This is a genomic window from Actinomadura rubteroloni (genome assembly GCF_002911665.1).
Classification (GTDB): domain Bacteria; phylum Actinomycetota; class Actinomycetes; order Streptosporangiales; family Streptosporangiaceae; genus Spirillospora; species Spirillospora rubteroloni.
The window spans coordinates 1,280,029-1,295,723 of record NZ_MTBP01000002.1 but is presented as its reverse complement, the minus strand read 5'-3'; the positions used below and the strand labels follow the sequence as shown (position 1 = coordinate 1,295,723).

Annotated in this window: 18 protein-coding genes; 8 read left to right on the top strand and 10 right to left on the bottom strand. The window is 74.6% G+C overall.

The window, feature by feature from the left end; translation table 11 throughout:
• Positions 1-207 precede the first annotated feature (207 nt).
• Positions 208-546: a sec-independent translocase gene (locus BTM25_RS17590; RefSeq protein ID WP_103563948.1), complete on the top strand. Its 339-nt coding sequence runs from the start codon at positions 208-210 to the stop codon at positions 544-546.
• A 20-nt stretch (positions 547-566) separates the two neighbouring features.
• Here BTM25_RS17590 and BTM25_RS17585 read toward each other — a convergent pair whose 3' ends face one another.
• Positions 567-1,490, bottom strand: coding sequence for an SDR family oxidoreductase (locus BTM25_RS17585; protein WP_103563947.1), 924 nt, complete (start codon positions 1,488-1,490; stop codon positions 567-569).
• Between the two features lie 92 nt (positions 1,491-1,582).
• On the opposite strand from BTM25_RS17585, the gene BTM25_RS17580 reads away from it, so the two are divergent.
• Positions 1,583-2,146 (top strand): TetR/AcrR family transcriptional regulator, encoded by a 564-nt coding sequence (locus BTM25_RS17580; protein WP_103563946.1) that lies wholly within the window; start codon positions 1,583-1,585, stop codon positions 2,144-2,146.
• Between the two features lie 70 nt (positions 2,147-2,216).
• Here BTM25_RS17580 and BTM25_RS17575 read toward each other — a convergent pair whose 3' ends face one another.
• The 4 genes from BTM25_RS17575 to BTM25_RS17560 are packed head-to-tail and all read right to left on the bottom strand — an operon-like array spanning position 2,217 to position 5,769.
• Complete coding sequence (locus BTM25_RS17575) at positions 2,217-3,356, bottom strand: Mrp/NBP35 family ATP-binding protein (RefSeq protein WP_103563945.1); 1,140 nt, start codon at positions 3,354-3,356, stop codon at positions 2,217-2,219.
• A 29-nt stretch (positions 3,357-3,385) separates the two neighbouring features.
• Positions 3,386-3,868 (bottom strand): DUF1003 domain-containing protein, encoded by a 483-nt coding sequence (locus BTM25_RS17570; protein ID WP_103563944.1) that lies wholly within the window; start codon positions 3,866-3,868, stop codon positions 3,386-3,388.
• The gene (locus BTM25_RS17565; protein WP_103563943.1) at positions 3,865-5,205 is read right to left on the bottom strand and encodes a magnesium transporter MgtE N-terminal domain-containing protein; all 1,341 of its coding nucleotides are present in this window, start codon (positions 5,203-5,205) and stop codon (positions 3,865-3,867) included. The genes BTM25_RS17570 and BTM25_RS17565 overlap by 4 nt, the downstream gene beginning before the upstream one ends.
• 51 nt (positions 5,206-5,256) lie before the next feature.
• Entirely contained in the window at positions 5,257-5,769 is a 513-nt protein-coding gene (locus BTM25_RS17560) for a hypothetical protein (protein ID WP_103564700.1), read from the bottom strand.
• Between the two features lie 39 nt (positions 5,770-5,808).
• Between BTM25_RS17560 and BTM25_RS17555 the strand changes: the two genes are divergently transcribed.
• A complete protein-coding gene (locus tag BTM25_RS17555; protein WP_205648132.1) occupies positions 5,809-6,747 on the top strand; it encodes an HpcH/HpaI aldolase/citrate lyase family protein in 939 nt (312 codons plus the stop codon).
• Positions 6,748-6,812: 65 nt separating this feature from the next.
• Complete coding sequence (locus BTM25_RS29250) at positions 6,813-8,297, top strand: CPBP family intramembrane glutamic endopeptidase (protein WP_146059070.1); 1,485 nt, start codon at positions 6,813-6,815, stop codon at positions 8,295-8,297.
• Here the strand turns inward: BTM25_RS29250 and BTM25_RS17545 are convergent.
• From BTM25_RS17545 to BTM25_RS17535, 3 genes are read right to left on the bottom strand one after another with little or no spacing between them, the layout of a single operon-like run.
• Positions 8,281-9,387: an AAA family ATPase gene (locus BTM25_RS17545; RefSeq protein WP_103563941.1), complete on the bottom strand. Its 1,107-nt coding sequence runs from the start codon at positions 9,385-9,387 to the stop codon at positions 8,281-8,283. The two genes, BTM25_RS29250 and BTM25_RS17545, sit on opposite strands and share 17 nt — an antisense overlap.
• The gene (gene pnuC, locus BTM25_RS17540) at positions 9,384-10,013 is read right to left on the bottom strand and encodes a nicotinamide riboside transporter PnuC (RefSeq protein WP_103563940.1); all 630 of its coding nucleotides are present in this window, start codon (positions 10,011-10,013) and stop codon (positions 9,384-9,386) included. The genes BTM25_RS17545 and pnuC overlap by 4 nt, the downstream gene beginning before the upstream one ends.
• 36 nt (positions 10,014-10,049) lie before the next feature.
• The gene (locus BTM25_RS17535) at positions 10,050-10,436 is read right to left on the bottom strand and encodes an NUDIX hydrolase (protein ID WP_103563939.1); all 387 of its coding nucleotides are present in this window, start codon (positions 10,434-10,436) and stop codon (positions 10,050-10,052) included.
• 86 nt (positions 10,437-10,522) lie between these two features.
• On the opposite strand from BTM25_RS17535, the gene BTM25_RS17530 reads away from it, so the two are divergent.
• The 4 genes from BTM25_RS17530 to BTM25_RS17515 all read left to right on the top strand — a co-directional run bounded on the left by BTM25_RS17530 (position 10,523) and on the right by BTM25_RS17515 (position 13,703).
• Positions 10,523-11,149 (top strand): DUF6758 family protein, encoded by a 627-nt coding sequence (locus tag BTM25_RS17530; protein WP_103563938.1) that lies wholly within the window; start codon positions 10,523-10,525, stop codon positions 11,147-11,149.
• Positions 11,150-11,244: 95 nt separating this feature from the next.
• Positions 11,245-12,108, top strand: a complete 864-nt coding sequence (locus BTM25_RS17525; RefSeq protein WP_103563937.1) for a PHP domain-containing protein — start codon at positions 11,245-11,247, stop codon at positions 12,106-12,108.
• A 10-nt stretch (positions 12,109-12,118) separates the two neighbouring features.
• Positions 12,119-12,823 (top strand): MBL fold metallo-hydrolase, encoded by a 705-nt coding sequence (locus tag BTM25_RS17520; RefSeq protein ID WP_103564698.1) that lies wholly within the window; start codon positions 12,119-12,121, stop codon positions 12,821-12,823.
• Between the two features lie 7 nt (positions 12,824-12,830).
• A complete protein-coding gene (locus BTM25_RS17515; protein WP_235828456.1) occupies positions 12,831-13,703 on the top strand; it encodes a RecB family exonuclease in 873 nt (290 codons plus the stop codon).
• Positions 13,704-13,780: 77 nt separating this feature from the next.
• On the opposite strand, the gene BTM25_RS17510 is transcribed toward BTM25_RS17515, so the two are convergent.
• Entirely contained in the window at positions 13,781-14,674 is an 894-nt protein-coding gene (locus BTM25_RS17510; protein WP_103563936.1) for an oxygenase MpaB family protein, read from the bottom strand.
• Positions 14,675-14,751: 77 nt separating this feature from the next.
• Positions 14,752-15,633: an alpha/beta fold hydrolase gene (locus tag BTM25_RS17505; RefSeq protein WP_103563935.1), complete on the bottom strand. Its 882-nt coding sequence runs from the start codon at positions 15,631-15,633 to the stop codon at positions 14,752-14,754.
• Between the last annotated feature and the right edge of the window lie 62 nt (positions 15,634-15,695).

Below are 15,695 nucleotides of genomic sequence, written 5' to 3'. Positions count from 1 at the left end.
CCGGATCGCCGCAAAAAGCATTGAAACGATCCATATCGTCCGCGCGACCGGCCCACGGGCGACGCGAAGGGAAACTTCCGACGAACGTTCACGTTCGGCGTCCCCGCCGCGCCGGACGGGCGTCGGGGGCGGGTCCGGCGCGCTCGGGACGGCGGCTACGCTGAGGTGACCCCGGCCGCGCCGGGGCCGCTCATGTGGGGAGGTCGGGTGTTCGACGTCGGACTCGGCGAGATGGTGGTGCTCGTCGTCCTGGCCCTGGTGATCTTCGGCGACAAGCTGCCGGGCGCCGCCCAGCAGCTCGGCCGGACGCTCCGCCAGTTCCGCATGATGGCCGACAACGCCAAGGCCGAGCTGCAGAAGGGCCTCGGGCCGGAGTTCAAGGACTTCGACGTCGCGGACCTGAACCCGAAGACGTTCGTCCGCAAGCACCTCTTCGAGGACGACCCGCTGGACTTCATGCGCGACGAGGCCCCGTTCGACGACCCGGTCGCGCACGGCGGGCTGGGGAACGGCGAGCGCCCGCCCTTCGACCCCGAGGCCACCTGAGCGGACGCCGCGCCGGACGGTCAGCCGCCGAAGTAGTGCCCCTTGTCCAGGTCCTCCAGCAGTCCGGGCTGCGTCGGCTCCCAGCCCAGAAGCTCCCGGGTCGCCGCGCTGGACGCCGGGGCGTCGGCCCCGATGAACGCGGCCAGCCAGCCGAAGTGCGCGGGCGCGTCCTCGGGTGAGACCGACGCCGCCGGGACGCCGAGGTGGCGGCCGATGACCTCGGCGATCTCCCGGATCGGCACCCCCTCGTCGGCGTTCGCGTGCAGCACCGACCCCGCCGGGGCCTTCTCCAGCGCTAGCCGGAACAGCCGCGCCGCGTCCAGCCGGTGCCCGGCGGGCCAGCGGTTGGCGCCGTCGCCGATGTAGCCGGCGAGGCCCTTCTCGCGGGCGACGGCGATCAGCGTCGCCATGAAGCCCTGGTCGCCGTCGCCGTGCGTCGTCGGGGCGAGCCGCACGACGGACGACCGGACGCCCGTCGCCGCCAGGGACAGCGTGTAGAGCGCCGTGGCCTGCCGGGCGCGCGGGCCTTCGGGCAGCAGGGGGAACGTTCCGAGGCCGTCCGCCTCGGTGGCGACCCGGCCGGGCGGGGCGATGCCGACGGTGCCGGACGCGATCGTGAACGGACGGTCCGAGCCCGCCAGCGCCGCGCCGATCGTCTCGACGGCGCGGCGGTCGGCCGTCGCGGCGGCGGCGAAGTCGCCCTGGCCGAAGGCGACGTCGTGCTTGAACGCGAGGTGGGCGACGCCGTCGGAGTCGGCGGCGGCGGCGCCGAGGACGTCGAGGTCGTCCAGCGAGCCCCGGCGGACCTCGGCCCCGGCCGCGGCGAGGGCGGCGGCGGAGGCGTCCGAGCGGGCCAGGCCGACGACCTGGTGGCCCGCGCCGAGCAGTTCGGGGACGAGGGCGGAACCGATCCAGCCGGTCGCGCCGGTGATGAGAACGCGCATGGGGTGACCCTTCGCAGCGGAGTTGATGTCAGTCACTGTCTTCGACACTACCACCGTCATGTCAGTGCCTGTCATCGTCTACGATGCCCAACATGGGGCGATGGGTGCCGGACGCGCGCGGCCGGCTGGAACGGGCGGCGCTGGAGCTGTACGCCGAGCACGGCTACGAGCGGACGACCGTCGCCGAGATCGCCGCCCGCGCGGGCCTCACCGAGCGCACGTTCTTCCGCCACTTCGCCGACAAGCGCGAAGTGCTGTTCGGCGGGGCCGAGCCGCTCCGGGACCTGATCGTGCGGACGGCCGCCGAGGCGCCCGCGTCCGCCGCGCCGATCACGGTCGCGGCGGCGGCGGTCGAGGCCGTCGGCGTGGTCCTCGGGGAGCGCCGGACGGCGGCGCGGCAGCGGCAGGCCGTCATCGACGCCCATCCCGAGCTGCGCGAACGCGAGCTGATCAAGCTGGCGGCGCTCGGGGACGCGCTGGCCGGCGCCCTGCGCGACCGGGGCGTCCCCGACCTCGCCGCCGCGCTCGCCGCCGAAGCGGGCCTCGCCGCGTTCAAGGTCGCCGCCGACCGGTGGATCCACGGGCCGGACGGGGAGCCGCTGGCCGCCGGGATCCGGGAGGCGTTCGCCGAGCTGAAGACGATCACCGCCGGCTGACCGGGGGAACGCCGAAGGCCCCGTCCCGGACGTCCGGGACGGGGCCTTCGCGGTGCGTCGGCGCGGTGTGTCAGCGGCCCTTGGGCGAGATCCCGAGGGACATGCCGGCCAGCCCGCGCGACCGGCCGCCGAGCGAGTCGGCGATCTTCCGCAGCTCCTTGGCGGCCTCGGCGTCGGGGTCGCCGAGGACGAGCGGGGTGCCGTTGTCGCCGCCCTCGCGCAGCCGCGCGTCGATCGGGACCTGCCCGAGCAGCGGGACGCGGGTGCCGAGCGTCGTGGCGAGCGCGTCCGCGACCGCCTGCCCGCCGCCCGAGCCGAAGATCTCCTGCCGCTCGCCGCAGTGCGCGCAGGTCAGGTACGACATGTTCTCGATCACGCCGACGACCTGCTGGTGCGTCTGCGCGGCGATGGCCCCGGCGCGCTCGGCGACCTCGGCGGCGGCCTGCTGCGGCGTCGTCACGACCAGGATCTCGGCGGACGGCAGGAGCTGCGCCACCGAGATGGCGATGTCGCCGGTGCCGGGCGGCAGGTCCATCAGCAGGATGTCCAGGTCGCCCCAGTACACGTCCGCGAGGAACTGCTGGAGCGCGCGGTGCAGCATCGGCCCGCGCCACACGACCGGCTGGTTCCCGGCGGTGAACATCCCGACCGAGATCACCTTCACGTCGTGCGCGGTCGGAGGCATGATCATGTCCTCGACCTTGGTGGGCGCGTGCTCGACGCCGAGCATGCGCGGCACCGAGTGGCCGTAGATGTCGGCGTCCACCACGCCGACCTTGCGGCCCTGCGCGGCCAGCGCCGCCGCCAGGTTCACCGTGACCGACGACTTGCCGACGCCGCCCTTGCCGCTCGCGACCGCGTAGACCTTGGTCAGCGAGTTCGGCTTGGCGAACGGGATCTCCTTGGCGGCCTCGCCGCCGCGCAGCTTGGTCTGGAGCGCCTTGCGCTGCTCCTCGTTCATGACGTCCAGCTCGACGGCGACCGAGGTCACGCCGTCCAGACGACTCACGGCCTCCGTGACGTTGCGGGTGAGGGTGTCCTTCATCGGACAGCCCGCCACGGTGAGGAAGATGCCGACGCTGACCGTGCCGTCCGGCGCGATGTCGACGCTCTTCACCATGTCGAGCTCGGTGATGGGCTTGCGGATCTCAGGATCGTTCACGGTCGCGAGCGCCGCGGTCACCTGCTCCGTCGTTAGCTGGGAGGCCATGCACCCATGGTATGGACTCCGGAACGGTGCTAGGGCCGCGGGTCCCGGTTGTCCAGCTCCTTGATCAGCGCCTGCAGCTCGGACCGGACGAAGTCCCGCGTCGCGACCTCGTTCAGCGCCAGCCGCAGCCCGGCGATCTCCCGGGTCAGGTACTCGGTGTCGGCGATGCTGCGCTCGTTGCGCGCCCGGTCCTGCTCGTACTGGACGCGGTCCCGGTCGTCCTGCCGGTTCTGGGCCAGCAGGATCAGCGGCGCCGCGTAGGACGCCTGGAGCGACAGGATCAGCGTCAGGAAGATGAACGGGTAGGGGTCCCAGCGCAGGGCCGGCGGCGCGAGAGCGTTCCACGCCCCCCACACGACGATGAACACGGTCATGTAGACGAGGAACCGAGCCGTCCCGAGGAACCGGGCGATGCGCTCGGACACCTGCCCGAACGACTCCGGGTCGTAGTGCGGCCGGGGGACGAGCGTGCGGCGGATCTCGCGCGGCTGGTCCAGCCGTGGCGACGTCATGGGTCCTCCGTCGGGCCGGTGCGTTCGTCGTCGGCGGCGCGGCGCAGCGCCTCCTCCTCGGGGTCGGCGCCCTCCAGCGCGGACGCCTCCATCACGGTCTCGCGCCAGTTCGCGGGCAGGAGGTTGTCGAGGACGTCGTCGATCGTCACCGCGCCGAGCAGGTGCCCGTCCTCGTCCACGACCGGCCCGGCGACCAGGTTGTAGGTGGCGAGGTACATCGCGACGTCCTGGAGCCGTTCGCGCGGACGCAGCGGCTCCAGCTCGGTGTCGGCGATCCCGCTGACGAGGGTGGGCGGCGGTTCGCGCAGCAGCCGCTGGAAATGGACGGTGCCGAGATAACGCCCGGTGGGGGTCTCGACCGGGGGACGGCAGACGTAGACCTGCGCGGCGAGCGCGGGGTTGAGGTCGGGGTTGCGGATGTTGGCGAGGGCTTCGGCGACCGTCGTGTCGGGGGCGAGGACGACCGGGTCGGTGGTCATGAGACCGCCCGCCGTGTCGTCCTCGTAGGTGAGCAGGCGGCGCAGCGGCGCGGCCTCGTGCGGCTCCATCAGCAGCAGCAGGTTCTCGCGCTGCTCGGCGGGCAGGTCGCGCAGCAGGTCGGTGGCGTCGTCGGGGCCCATCGCCTCCAGGACGTCGGCGGCCCGCTCGACCTCCAGCTTGCCGAGGATCTCGACCCGGTCGTCCTCGGGCAGCTCCTCCAGGACGTCGGCGAGACGCTCGTCGTCCAGCGCGGCGGCGACCTCCCCGCGCCGCTTCTCGGGCAGCTCGTGGACGACGTTGGCGAGGTCGGCGGCCTTCATCCGCTCGAACGCGGCGAGCAGCCCGGCCGCGCCCTGCCCGTACTCGACGATCGAGAAGCCTTCGACCTCGTCCCAGTCCACGACGCGGCTCTCGCCCCGGCGGCGCAGCCCGCGCGGCCGTGCCGGGCGCGGCGGCCGCACGGCGACCTTCGCCACGACCCAGTCGCGGGTGCGGGTGGGCTCCATCGCGACGTCCACGACGGTGACGCGGTCGCCGTCGGTGCGGAGCCGGACCGTCCGGTCCAGCATCTCGGCGAGCACCAGCGTCTCGGACTCGTGCTGGCGGAAACGGCGGATGTTGAGCCGTCCGTCGAACACGACGGCGTCCGGCTCGATGACGGTGACGCGCGTGATCGGCAGGAACACCGGACGGCGCGGCGAGACCTCCACCACCAGGCCGAGGACGCGCGGCATGCGGCGGCCGAGACGGAGCGACACGACGACGTCGCGGACCCGTCCGACCTGGTCGCCGACCGGATCGAACACCGCGATCCCGGCCAGGCGGGCGATGAACACCCGCGTCGAAGATCCGCTCATGCGCACGAGCGTACCCACGGGACCTGCGGCCATCCGGCGGCCGGTCGGGTCCTAGCGGTCGGCGCGGCGGCGCTTCCCGCCGACCAGGCGCGGCGGCGGACCCGCGGTGGCGGCCGGGGTCGGGATCGGGCGGACGGTCGCGTACGCGTCGTCGTGCGCGCCGGGGCCGTCCGCGTCGCCGTCCGGGGTGAGGCGGATCACGTACGATTCGGCCGCCCAGCGCTCGGCCTGGCCGTCGTGGGACGCGGCGTTGAGCCGGTCCTTGGCGAGCTGCGGGACGACCGCGTCCCACAGCTCGGTGCCGGGCTGAACGGTCTCGGTACGGGCCGTGAACGCGACGAGCCGTCCGCCCTTGTCCTTGCTGCGGACGATCACCCGGACGGTCTCGGCCTCGGGCAGGCCGGGCAGCGGCTGCTCGCCGTCGCCGCCCGTCAGGACGTACGCCGACCCGTCGTGCCACAGGTGCCAGGCGGCGCGGGGCTGCGGGAGGCCGGGCAGGTCCAGCCACAGCAGGCCCGACTTCTTGGCCGCCTCCTCCACCAGCGCGCTGTTGTCCTCACCCATGCCCGTCAGGGTCTCACACCCGCCGCTACGATCCGGCGCATGAGATCACGGCGCACGGTCCTCGCGGTCCCCGGCAGCAATCCCCGCTTCATCGAGAAGGCGCAGGGGCTGCCCGCCGACGAGATCTTCCTCGACCTGGAGGACGCCGTGGCGCCGTCGGCGAAGGCCGAGGCGCGCAAGCTGGTCGTGGCGGCGCTCAACGAGGGCGACTGGACGGGGAAGGTCCGCGCCGTCCGGATCAACGACCTCGCGACGCCGTGGGCGTACCGGGACGTCATCGACGTCGTGGAGGGCGCCGGCTCCCACCTCGACTGCCTGATCCTGCCGAAGGCGCAGGACGCCTCGCACGTCCAGTGGCTGGACCGGCTGCTCACCCAGATCGAGCTGGCCACCGGCCTGGAGCGCGGACGCATCGGCATCGAGGCCCAGATCGAGGACGCCCGGGGCATGACCGCGATCGACGCCATCGCCGCGTCCTCGCCCCGGCTGGAGAGCCTGGTGTTCGGGCCCGGCGATTTCATGGCGTCCATCAACATGCGGACGCTGACCGTGGGGGAGCAGCCGCCCGGTTATACCGAGGGCGACGCCTACCACTACATCCTCATGCGGATCCTGCTCGCGGCACGCGCCAACGATCTGCAGGCGGTGGACGGCCCGTACTTCAACGTCCGCGACGTGGACGCGTTCCGCCGCGTCGCGGGCCGGTCGGCGGCGCTCGGCTTCGACGGGAAGTGGGTGCTGCACCCCGCGCAGATCGAGGCCGGGAACGAGGTGTTCTCGCCGTCGCAGGACGACTACGACCACGCCGAGCTGATCCTCGACGCCTACGCCCACGCCACCGACGTGGAGGGCCGCGGCGCGGCGACGCTCGGCGACGAGATGATCGACGAGGCGTCCCGCAAGATGGCGCTGGTCGTCGCGGCCAAGGGCCGCGCCGCGGGCCTCCGCCGCACCCGGACGTTCTCGCCCCCGTCCTGACGCGGATCGTCGGCGGGTCCGCGTACGCTGCGTAGCGACGGGTTCGGGGCACGGGGAGGCAGACGGTGACGCGACCTTCGGACGACGGCTGGGCTCCGCCCGACGCGGCCTACCCCGACGGCCCCCGCCCCGCCCCGACCCCCGACGCGGACGGCTGGGCGGGCCCCGACGAGAACCCCGCCCCGCCCACCCCGCCCCCGCCGGGCTGGCAATGGCCCCAGCACTACACCCCACCCGGCACACCGGGCACCCACGTCCCTCCAGGCACACCTGGCACACCGGGCGGCTACGCCCCACCCGGCACGCCCGCCCCACCCGGCACGTACGGGCAGCCGGGCGGCTACGGTCCGCCGGGCACGCCGGGCATGTACGACACGTCAGGCGCGCCAGGCACGTACGGCGAACGCGACGCCTTGGGCGCCCCCGCCCAGCCGGGTGCGTACGGGCAGCCGGGCGGTTACGGGGCGCCGGGTGCGCCCGGTGTTTTCGCCCCTCCCGGCGCGTACGGGCCGCCGGGGGGCTATGGGCCGCCGGGGCCGGCGGCTTACGCGTACGGGCAGCCGCCGCCGCGTCGGGTGTGGAGCGTCGCGCCGGAGGCGGGCGTGCCGTACCACCGGATGGCGCGGACGGCCGCGCATCGCTGGTGGCGGCCGATCGCCGGGACGTTCGCGGGCGCCGCCGCTTATCTGCTGCTCGCCGTCGCGCTGATGATCGCGTTCCTCATCGGGTACGCGGTCGTGACCGGCGGAGCCCCGGACGTGTCCGGCGACGACACCGAGTTCTTCGGCGACCCGACGACCGATCTCGCGTTCAACCTGCTGTCCATCGCGCTGCTGCTCCCGGTCGTGCTGCTGGCGGCGTGGGCGGTGCAGCGGCGGCGGCCGGGGACGGTCGCGTCCGTGGTCGGGCGGCTGCGCTGGCGGTGGCTCGCCGTCTGCGGCGGCGCCGCCGTGCTGTTCTGCGCCGTGTCGTACGGGTTCGGGCTCGCCGCCCAGACCGTCGCGCCCGACGACGCGACCGAGGACGGCACGTGGGTCGGCTGGGGGAGCTTCATCGGCCCGGCGATCGTGATCCTGCTGTTCGCGCCGCTCCAGTCGGCGGCCGAGGAGTTCACCTTCCGGGGCTGGATCCTCCAGGGCGTCGGCGCGTGGACGCTGGAGAGCCGCACCGGGCGCGTCGCCCGCGCGTTCAGCCGCGTGCTGCGGACGCCGTGGCCCGGCATCGTCGTCGGTTCGGCGCTGTTCGCGTCCGCGCACGGCTACACCGGCTGGGGTGTCCTCGACGTCTTCCTGTTCGGGGCCATCGCCGCGTGGCTGACCGTCCGCACGGGCGGGCTGGAGGCGGGCATCGCGATGCACGTCTGCAACAACCTCATGGCGTTCCTCGTCCCGGCGGCGATCGGCACGCTCGACCTGGAGCAGGGCGCGGTGCCCGGCGCGTACGTCGTCGCCGACGTCGCGTCGATGCTGGTCTACGCGGGGCTCGTCGTGCTCCTGGCCCGCCGGTTCAAGGTCGCCCGGGTCACAGCGCCGGTCACAGCGGCGGGCTGAACGTCCAGCCCTCGGCGAGCAGCGCGTCCACGGCGGCGACGGCGGCGGCGAGGCGTTCGCCCGGCGTCCCGGTGACGACGACGTGCCGCATCCCGCGCCGCGACAGCTCGTCCCGGAACCGGCCGTCCATCCACGCACGGATGTCGGCGCCGTCGCGCCAGCCGTCCTGTTCGAACGGCACCCCGGCGGCGGCCGTGAGGATCCACAGGTGGTGCGGGGCGCGGGCGTGCAGCCGCTCGACGTCCGGGGCCGCCGCGCCGAGGTAGCGCTCGTGCCACAGCGCGGTCGCGAACGCGTCGGTGTCGCAGACCAGCAGCGGCGAGCCCGCGCGGGCCGCCGCGTCCTCCAGCGCCAGGTGCCGCTCGGCGATCGTCGTGAACTCCGCCGACTCCCACGCCAGGTCGTCCAGCCACAGGCCCGGGTTCCCGGACGCGCGGCGCGCCGCCGCCAGCTTCTCCTCGGTGAACGTCCGGCCGTACTCGGGCACCCACCGCGTCGCGGCCCACGGCCCGCCGCGCGCGGCGTAGTGCGCGGCGAGCGCCCGCGCCAGCGTGGTCGAGCCGGTGGACTCCGCGCCGACGACCACGACGCGCCGCGCCAGGTACGCCCGGACGGGCGGCGCCAGCCACTCCCACGCCGCGACCGGGTCGCGGCGCACGGCCGTCCCGCTGACGGGGAACCGGACGCGCGGCGGGTCGACGGGCACGTGCGCCGCGCCGAACCGGCGGGCCAGCTCGGGGCCGTACTCCTCGGAGCTGAACACCGCGTCCACGGGCGGACGGGGCGCGTCCGGCCCGGCGAGCGCGGCCAGGCCGCTCCGGAACGCGTCCACGTGCGCCGTCCAGATCGCGTCGGACGCGTAATCGACCTCGACGTCGTCCATCACGGGGACGACGTCCACCTGCGGTTGCGGATGCTGCTCGCGCAGCCACGCCGTCCGCAACGCAAGGGGCACGCTCTCCGCCGTGGACGCGCACACCAGCACGGAGACCCGCGCACATTGCTCCGCCGCTCGGTCGATGAGGTGATGGTGGCCCGCGTGCGGCGGATAGAACTTGCCGATGACGAGTCCGTGCGCGTACCGGGTCATCCGGCGACCGCCGCGCGCCGGTCCCGCGACCAGGCCAGCAGGCCGCCGACGCACAGCGCGAGGAACAGCACGTACAGGCCGGACGTGAGCTTGAGGTCCTTGTAGAAGTACAGCGGGATGTAGACCAGGTCGGCGGTTATCCACAGCCACCACGACTCCAGCAGCTTGCGGGACTGCCCGTACGTCGCGGCCAGGGACAGCGCGGTGGTGAACGCGTCCCAGAACGGGACGGTCGAGTCCGTCCACCGCGCGAGCATCCACGTCAGCAGCCCGGTGGCAACGACGGTCGCCGCACCGAGCGCCGCCCATTCCATCGGGGTCGTCCGCCGGACGGGCAGCGCGTCCCGTCCGTCCCCGGCGTACAGCCAGACGTACCAGCCGTAGAACTGAAGCACGAGGTACACGGCCTGGAGCCCGGCGTCCGCGTACAGGCCGCCGTCCAGGAACACCAGGCCGAGCAGGACCACGTTCACCGCCCCGACCGGCCAGTTCGCGATGTTCTGCCGCACGACGAGCCACACGTTCACCGCGCCGGTCGCGAAGCCGAGCAGCTCCGCCCGGCTCGTCGGGACGGTCCCGAGATGGAACGCGGGCCGCAGCAGCGGGCCGATCAGGTCGTGCAGCACGGGAAACTCCAGGTGGGGCGAGGGGCGGCGAAGATCCTAGAGGACGCCGAACGACACGAGCGCGGCCACCAGCCCCGGCACGAGCGGCAGCCCGTCCAGCTCCGCGACCGGGACGAACCGGACGTCGTCCGCGTCGTCCCCCGCCCGCAGCGCCCCGCCCGCGACCGTCGCCGCGTAGTCGTGGATCTCGTAGACGCAGCCCGGCCCCGGACGGTCCACCGTGCCGAGCAGCGCGCCCGGCACGACGTCCAGGCCGGTCTCCTCGCGCAGCTCGCGCACGACGGCCGCCGCGTCGTCCTCGCCGGGCTCGACGCGTCCGCCCGGCACCGACCACGACCCGGCCGACGGCGGACGGCCGCGCCGCACCAGCAGGATCCGCCCCGCGTCGTCCCGGACGACCGCCCCCACGCACCGCACGCGCATGAACCTCATTGTGGCGGAAGGATGACCAGGTTTTTGCAGGTCCACGCGTTGACGTCCGCCGGCCCCCCGGCGCAGGGTGAGGAGTCATGGAGGCATGCCCACGCTGCTTCGGGGCGCTGCACGCCGACCGGACCTGCGCGACGCACGGCGCGGTGCTCCCGTGGCGGCCCGCGAACGTCCCCGGCCCGGACGAACTGGCCGCCGTCCTGCTCGACACGCGCGTCCCGGTCTGGGTGCCGTGGCCGCTGCCGTCCGGCTGGCTCGTCACCGGCTTCGCGTCGGTCGGCGACGCCGGCACCGGGACGCGCGCCGTCGCCGTCGCCCTGTCGGCCCCCGGCCTGCTGCGCGGACGCGCCGACCTCGTCCTGGTCGCCGAGGAACCCGGCATCGGGCTCGGCGCCCACCTCGCCGGGCTGCCCGGCCCCGACCCCGGCGCCGGGTTCGACAGCGCCGCGCCGCACGCCAAGCTCGCCGTCGGCGGTCCGCGCGCGTCCTGCGGCCTCGCGGTGCCGCTGTGGGCCGTCCCGTCCGGCCCCGGCCGCGCCGCGTTCGTCGGCGAGGCGCTCGGCGACTGGCTGTGGGCGGTGCTGTGGCCCGCCGAGGCGGGCGTCCTGCTCATGGAGGCGACGGGCCTGCTCGACCTCCGCGAACCCGGCCTCGCCGTCGACCTCCCCTACGGCCCGCTCAGCTCCCGCGTCGCCGTTCGGCCATGAGGAGCGCTCGGCCGTCGCGCGCCCCGGGCGGGAAGATCGCGAAGCGATGCGGCACTCGCACGAGCGCAGCAGGCCGGGATTGCTATGAATGACGCATGGACCCCCGGCGCATCGACCTGCACAGCCACAGCGACGTCTCCGACGGCACCCGCCCGCCCGCCGAAGTGGTGGCGCGGGCCGTCGCCGCCGGACTGGACGTCCTCGCGCTCACCGACCACGACACGACCGCCGGGTGGGACGCGGCGGTCGCCGCCCTGCCGCCCGGCCTGACGCTCGTGCGCGGCGCGGAGCTGTCGTGCCACCGGGACGGACGCGTCGTCCACCTGCTCGCCTACCTCTTCGACCCGTCCGACGCCGCGCTCACCGCCGAGCTGGACCGCGTCCGCGACGACCGGACCGTCCGGGCGCAGGCGATGGTGGACAAGCTCGTCGAACTCGGCGCCGACCTGACGTTCGAGGACGTCCTCGCGCAGGCCGGAAGCGCCGCGATCGGACGGCCGCACATCGCGCGGGCGCTGGTCGCGGCGGGCGCCGTCGCCACCGTGGAGGAGGCGTTCACCCCCGACTGGATCGGCGAGGGGGGCCGCGCCCACGTCGACCGGTACGCGCTGGACCCGGCGACGGCCGTCCGGCTCGTCCGGGGCGCGGGCGGCGCGGCCGTCCTCGCCCACCCCCGCGCCCGCCGCTACGGCTACGACTACCGCGACGAGCTGATCGAGGAACTGGCCGCGGCCGGGCTGACGGGCGTCGAGGTCGACCATCCCGAGCAGGACGCCGCCGAACGCGAGCCGCTGCGCGCCGCCGCCCGCGCGCTCGGGCTCGTCGTCACCGGGTCCAGCGACGACCACGGCGCGATGACCGGCGACCGGCTCGGCGCGGAGACCACCGACCCCGCCGCCTACGCCGCGCTCGTCGCCGCGACGTCCGGCGCTGTAACGCCCGTCACCGCCGCGCGGTAGGGTGCGGGGCGTGGACGCGCGCATTGATCAGGTGGTGACGTCGGGGACGACCGCCGTCGAGGACACCGAACACGACGTCGAGAACAACACCTACCTCGTCGGCGACGACGACGAGGTCATCGTGATCGACCCGGGATTCGACGCCGAGGCGGTCCTCAAGGCGGTCGGCGACCGCGAGGTCATGGCCGTCATCCTCACCGACGGCAACGAGCACCACCTCGCCACCGCGCTGGAGGTCGCCGCCGCCGGCGAGGAGGACGAGGACGACTGGGCCCCCATCGCCCTGCACCGCTCCGACCGGCTGCTGTGGCGCGACTACTTCGGCCGCCTCGCCAAGTCCGAGGAGGACGAGGACGACGCCAAGGCGCTGCGGTCGGTCGAGCCCGACATCTGGCTGGAGGACGGCGGCGTCTTCGAGATCGCCGACGCGCAGCTCGAGATCGTGCACACGCCCGGCCACACGCCCGGCAGCGTCAGCGTGATCAGCGAGCAGCTCGGCGTGCTGTTCTCCGGCGACACGCTGCACCGGGGCCGTCCGGGCTCGGTCGGCGGCGTCTTCGACGACCTGCGCAAGCAGCTCAACTCGATCGGCGCGCTGCTCACCCCGCTGCCGAAGGACCTGCGGGTCCTGCCCGGCCAGGGCGAGGAGACCACGGTCGGCGAAGAGGACGCGCGCTGGGACACCTGGGGCGCGCTCGGCGGCGAGGACGACTGAGCGCGCGGTGAGCGGCGAGCAGCTCGGCTTCGAGGGGATGCCGCGCCGGCTCTACGCCTGCACGCCGTCCCGGCTCAACACCTGGCTGGACTGCCCGCGCCGGTACCGGATGACGTATCTGGACCGTCCGGCGCCGCCCAAGGGGCCGCCGTGGGCGCACAACAGCCTCGGGGCCAGCGTTCACAACGCGCTCGCGGGCTGGTGGCGGCTGCCGGAGCCGGACCGGACCCCGGCCGCCGCCGGGACGCTGCTGGCGCGCGGCTGGCTGACCGACGGCTTCCGCGACGCCGAGCAGTCGGCGCAGCAGCGGGAGCGGGCGCGGGAGATGGTGGAACGGTACGCGTCCGGGCTCGACCCGGCGGCCGAACCGCTCGGCGTGGAGCGGACGGTCGCGACCCGCACCGACCGCATCGCCGTCTCGGGCCGCATCGACCGGCTGGACGCGCGCGGCGACGAACTGGCCGTCGTGGACTACAAGACGGGCCGCCGCCCGCTGACCTCCGACGACGCGCGCGGGTCGCTGGCCCTCGCGCTGTACGCGGTGGCGGCGTCGCGGGTGCTGCGCCGCCCGTGCCGGACGGTCGAGCTGCACCATCTGCCGACCGGCGAGGTCGCCGCCTGGGAGCACTCGGACGCCTCCCTGGACCGCCAGCTCCGCCGCGCCGAGTCGATCGCCGCCGAGGCCGAGGCCGCCGACACCGCCTACCGGAACCGTGTTCCGAAACCGCGTTCCGGTACCGCGCCGATCGACCACGCGCCGCACGACGAGCTTTTCCCGCCCCGTCCGGGCACCCTGTGCGCTTGGTGCGACTTCGCCCGCCACTGCCCCGAAGGCCGCGCCGCCGCCCCGGCCAAAGACCCCTGGGCCGCCGTCTCCTAGATCACCCGGCGCACGCGCGCCGTCGCCCGGTCAACGCACGTGCGCGACCGTCGACGGGAACACGCTCCCGGGGACGGTCAGGCGGGGACGGGCCAGCGGCGGGGGTCGCGCAGGCCGTAGAGGCCGCGGGCGAGGTCGTAGCCCTCGGCGGCGAGGCGCTGCCGGGCGCCGTCCAGCATCGCGCGGGTCGGCTTGGCGAAGGCGCGGTCGTGGACGCGTTCGGGCACCGTGCTGAGCGCCGTCCGGAAGGAGCGCAGCGCGGCGGTCACGGCGGGCCGGGGGACTTCCGGCAGGGTGCCGTACATGCGGCGCGCCCAGTCCGGCAGCGCGTAGTAGCAGAGGGCGCCGAACGGGAAGTAGCCCGGCTTGCCCGCGCTCAGGAAGCGCAGTTCGGGCGGCAGCGTCGGCCACAGCAGGAACCGGACGGTCGCCGCCGCCTCCTCGGTCACCCGCAGGACGGGCCGCATGGCGGCGAAGTAGTCCTCCATCTCCGCGACGCTGCCCGGCACGTCCTCGGCGTGCAGGCCCACGTAGGTGGCGGTGCGGCGCTGCTCGTCCAGGTACCGGTCCGCCATCGCGGGCGTCAGCGGCAGCCCGGACCGCCGCGCGACCTCCAGGTAGGAGTAGACCTCCGCGCAGTGCACCCAGAGCAGCAACTCGGGCTGGTCCAGCCGCTCCCGCTTGCCGGTGTCGTGGTTGAGGATGCGCAGGCTGCGGTGGATGCCCCGGACGCGGGCGGCGAGCGCGTCGAGCTCGGCCGGCGCGCCGAACGTGGCCGTCCCGACGAAGTCCGCCGTGCGCTGGAGCCGGCCGAACGGGTCCTCCTGGAAGGTGGAGTTCTGCCAGACCCCCCACATCGCGAGCGGGTGCAGCGCCTGGAGCATGAGGCTCCGCACGCCGCCGACCCACATCGACCGGTCGATGTGGACGCGCCAGGTGACGCTCTCGGGGGGCTGGACGGTCGCGGACATCGGCACGCCTCCGCATCGGTTGATCGGTCGAACCGATGAAAGTGTGCCATTACTGACGTCCGCGGCCCACCCCCGGGTCAGCGGAGGCGGCGCTCGGCGGCGTTCCAGAACGTGGTCAGGGCGGCGGCGGTCGTCTCGGGGGCGTCCACGGCGGGGGAGTGGGCCGCGCTCGGGATCACGACCCGCGTCGCGTCGAGCTGCTCGGCCATCTCCGCCTGGATGCGCGGCTGCCAGACGTCGTCGTCCTCCCCGTACAGGACGAGGACGCCGAACCCGTCGTCGCGGGCGCGCTTGGCCAGCTCCTCGACCCGGTCGGGGGCGGTGAGCAGGCCGTCGGCCATCGCGCGCAGGCCCGTCGGGCAGTTCGCGAGCGTCCGCCGGCGCAGGAACGCGATGATGTCGGCCGGGACGCCGCGCTCCACCGCGTCCGGCTCGATCGCGAGCGTCCAGATCTGCTCCATGCCGATCTCGGGGATCGCGTCCCGCAGTGCCGCCGCGCGCCGGGCGGCCGGGCCGACGAGCCCGGCGGGGCCCGAGCTCATCAGTGTCAGCGAGGCGGGCAGGACGGCGTCCGCCAGCACCGCCTCCCGCACGATCAGCCCGCCGAACGAGTGCCCGACGAGGTGGAGGGGTTCGGGCCCGAGCGTCTCGGCGATCGCGGCGATGTCCGCGCCGAGCTCCGGCCGCGCGTACACCGCCGGGTCGTCGGGCGAGCCGGGGCTCTCGTGCTGGCCGCGCTGGTCGATCGCGAGGACGCGGCGGCCGGCCGCCGCGAGCGTCTGCAGGACGGCGATGAAGTCCTCTTTGCTGCCGGTGAAACCGGGCACGAGCAGGGCCAGGCCGCGTTCGACGACCCCCGACCCCGGCAGGGCCTCCAGCGCGGCGAACGTGCCGCGCGAGGTCTCGACGGACGTCCGGCGGACGCCGGGGGGCAGGGTCAGGAACGGGGGCGTGCTCACAGAGCGCCACCATACTAAACCCGACGGCGAGAACACCGGTCACGGGCCTTCGGTGGTAACGT

Bases quoted from the DNA above. Each gene is read 5' to 3' on its own strand.
- BTM25_RS17565 (WP_103563943.1), bottom strand. From the start codon at position 5,205: ATGAGCGGATCTTCGACGCGGGTGTTCATCGCCCGCCTGGCCGGGATC.
- BTM25_RS17530 (WP_103563938.1), top strand. From the start codon at position 10,523: ATGGAGGCATGCCCACGCTGCTTCGGGGCGCTGCACGCCGACCGGACC.
- BTM25_RS17525 (WP_103563937.1), top strand. From the start codon at position 11,245: ATGGACCCCCGGCGCATCGACCTGCACAGCCACAGCGACGTCTCCGAC.
- BTM25_RS17570 (WP_103563944.1), bottom strand. From the start codon at position 3,868: ATGACGTCGCCACGGCTGGACCAGCCGCGCGAGATCCGCCGCACGCTC.
- BTM25_RS17560 (WP_103564700.1), bottom strand. From the start codon at position 5,769: ATGGGTGAGGACAACAGCGCGCTGGTGGAGGAGGCGGCCAAGAAGTCG.
- BTM25_RS17555 (WP_205648132.1), top strand. From the start codon at position 5,809: ATGAGATCACGGCGCACGGTCCTCGCGGTCCCCGGCAGCAATCCCCGC.
- BTM25_RS17510 (WP_103563936.1), bottom strand. From the start codon at position 14,674: ATGTCCGCGACCGTCCAGCCCCCCGAGAGCGTCACCTGGCGCGTCCAC.
- BTM25_RS17575 (WP_103563945.1), bottom strand. From the start codon at position 3,356: ATGGCCTCCCAGCTAACGACGGAGCAGGTGACCGCGGCGCTCGCGACC.
- BTM25_RS17535 (WP_103563939.1), bottom strand. From the start codon at position 10,436: ATGCGCGTGCGGTGCGTGGGGGCGGTCGTCCGGGACGACGCGGGGCGG.
- BTM25_RS17585 (WP_103563947.1), bottom strand. From the start codon at position 1,490: ATGCGCGTTCTCATCACCGGCGCGACCGGCTGGATCGGTTCCGCCCTC.
- BTM25_RS17545 (WP_103563941.1), bottom strand. From the start codon at position 9,387: ATGACCCGGTACGCGCACGGACTCGTCATCGGCAAGTTCTATCCGCCG.
- BTM25_RS17580 (WP_103563946.1), top strand. From the start codon at position 1,583: ATGGGGCGATGGGTGCCGGACGCGCGCGGCCGGCTGGAACGGGCGGCG.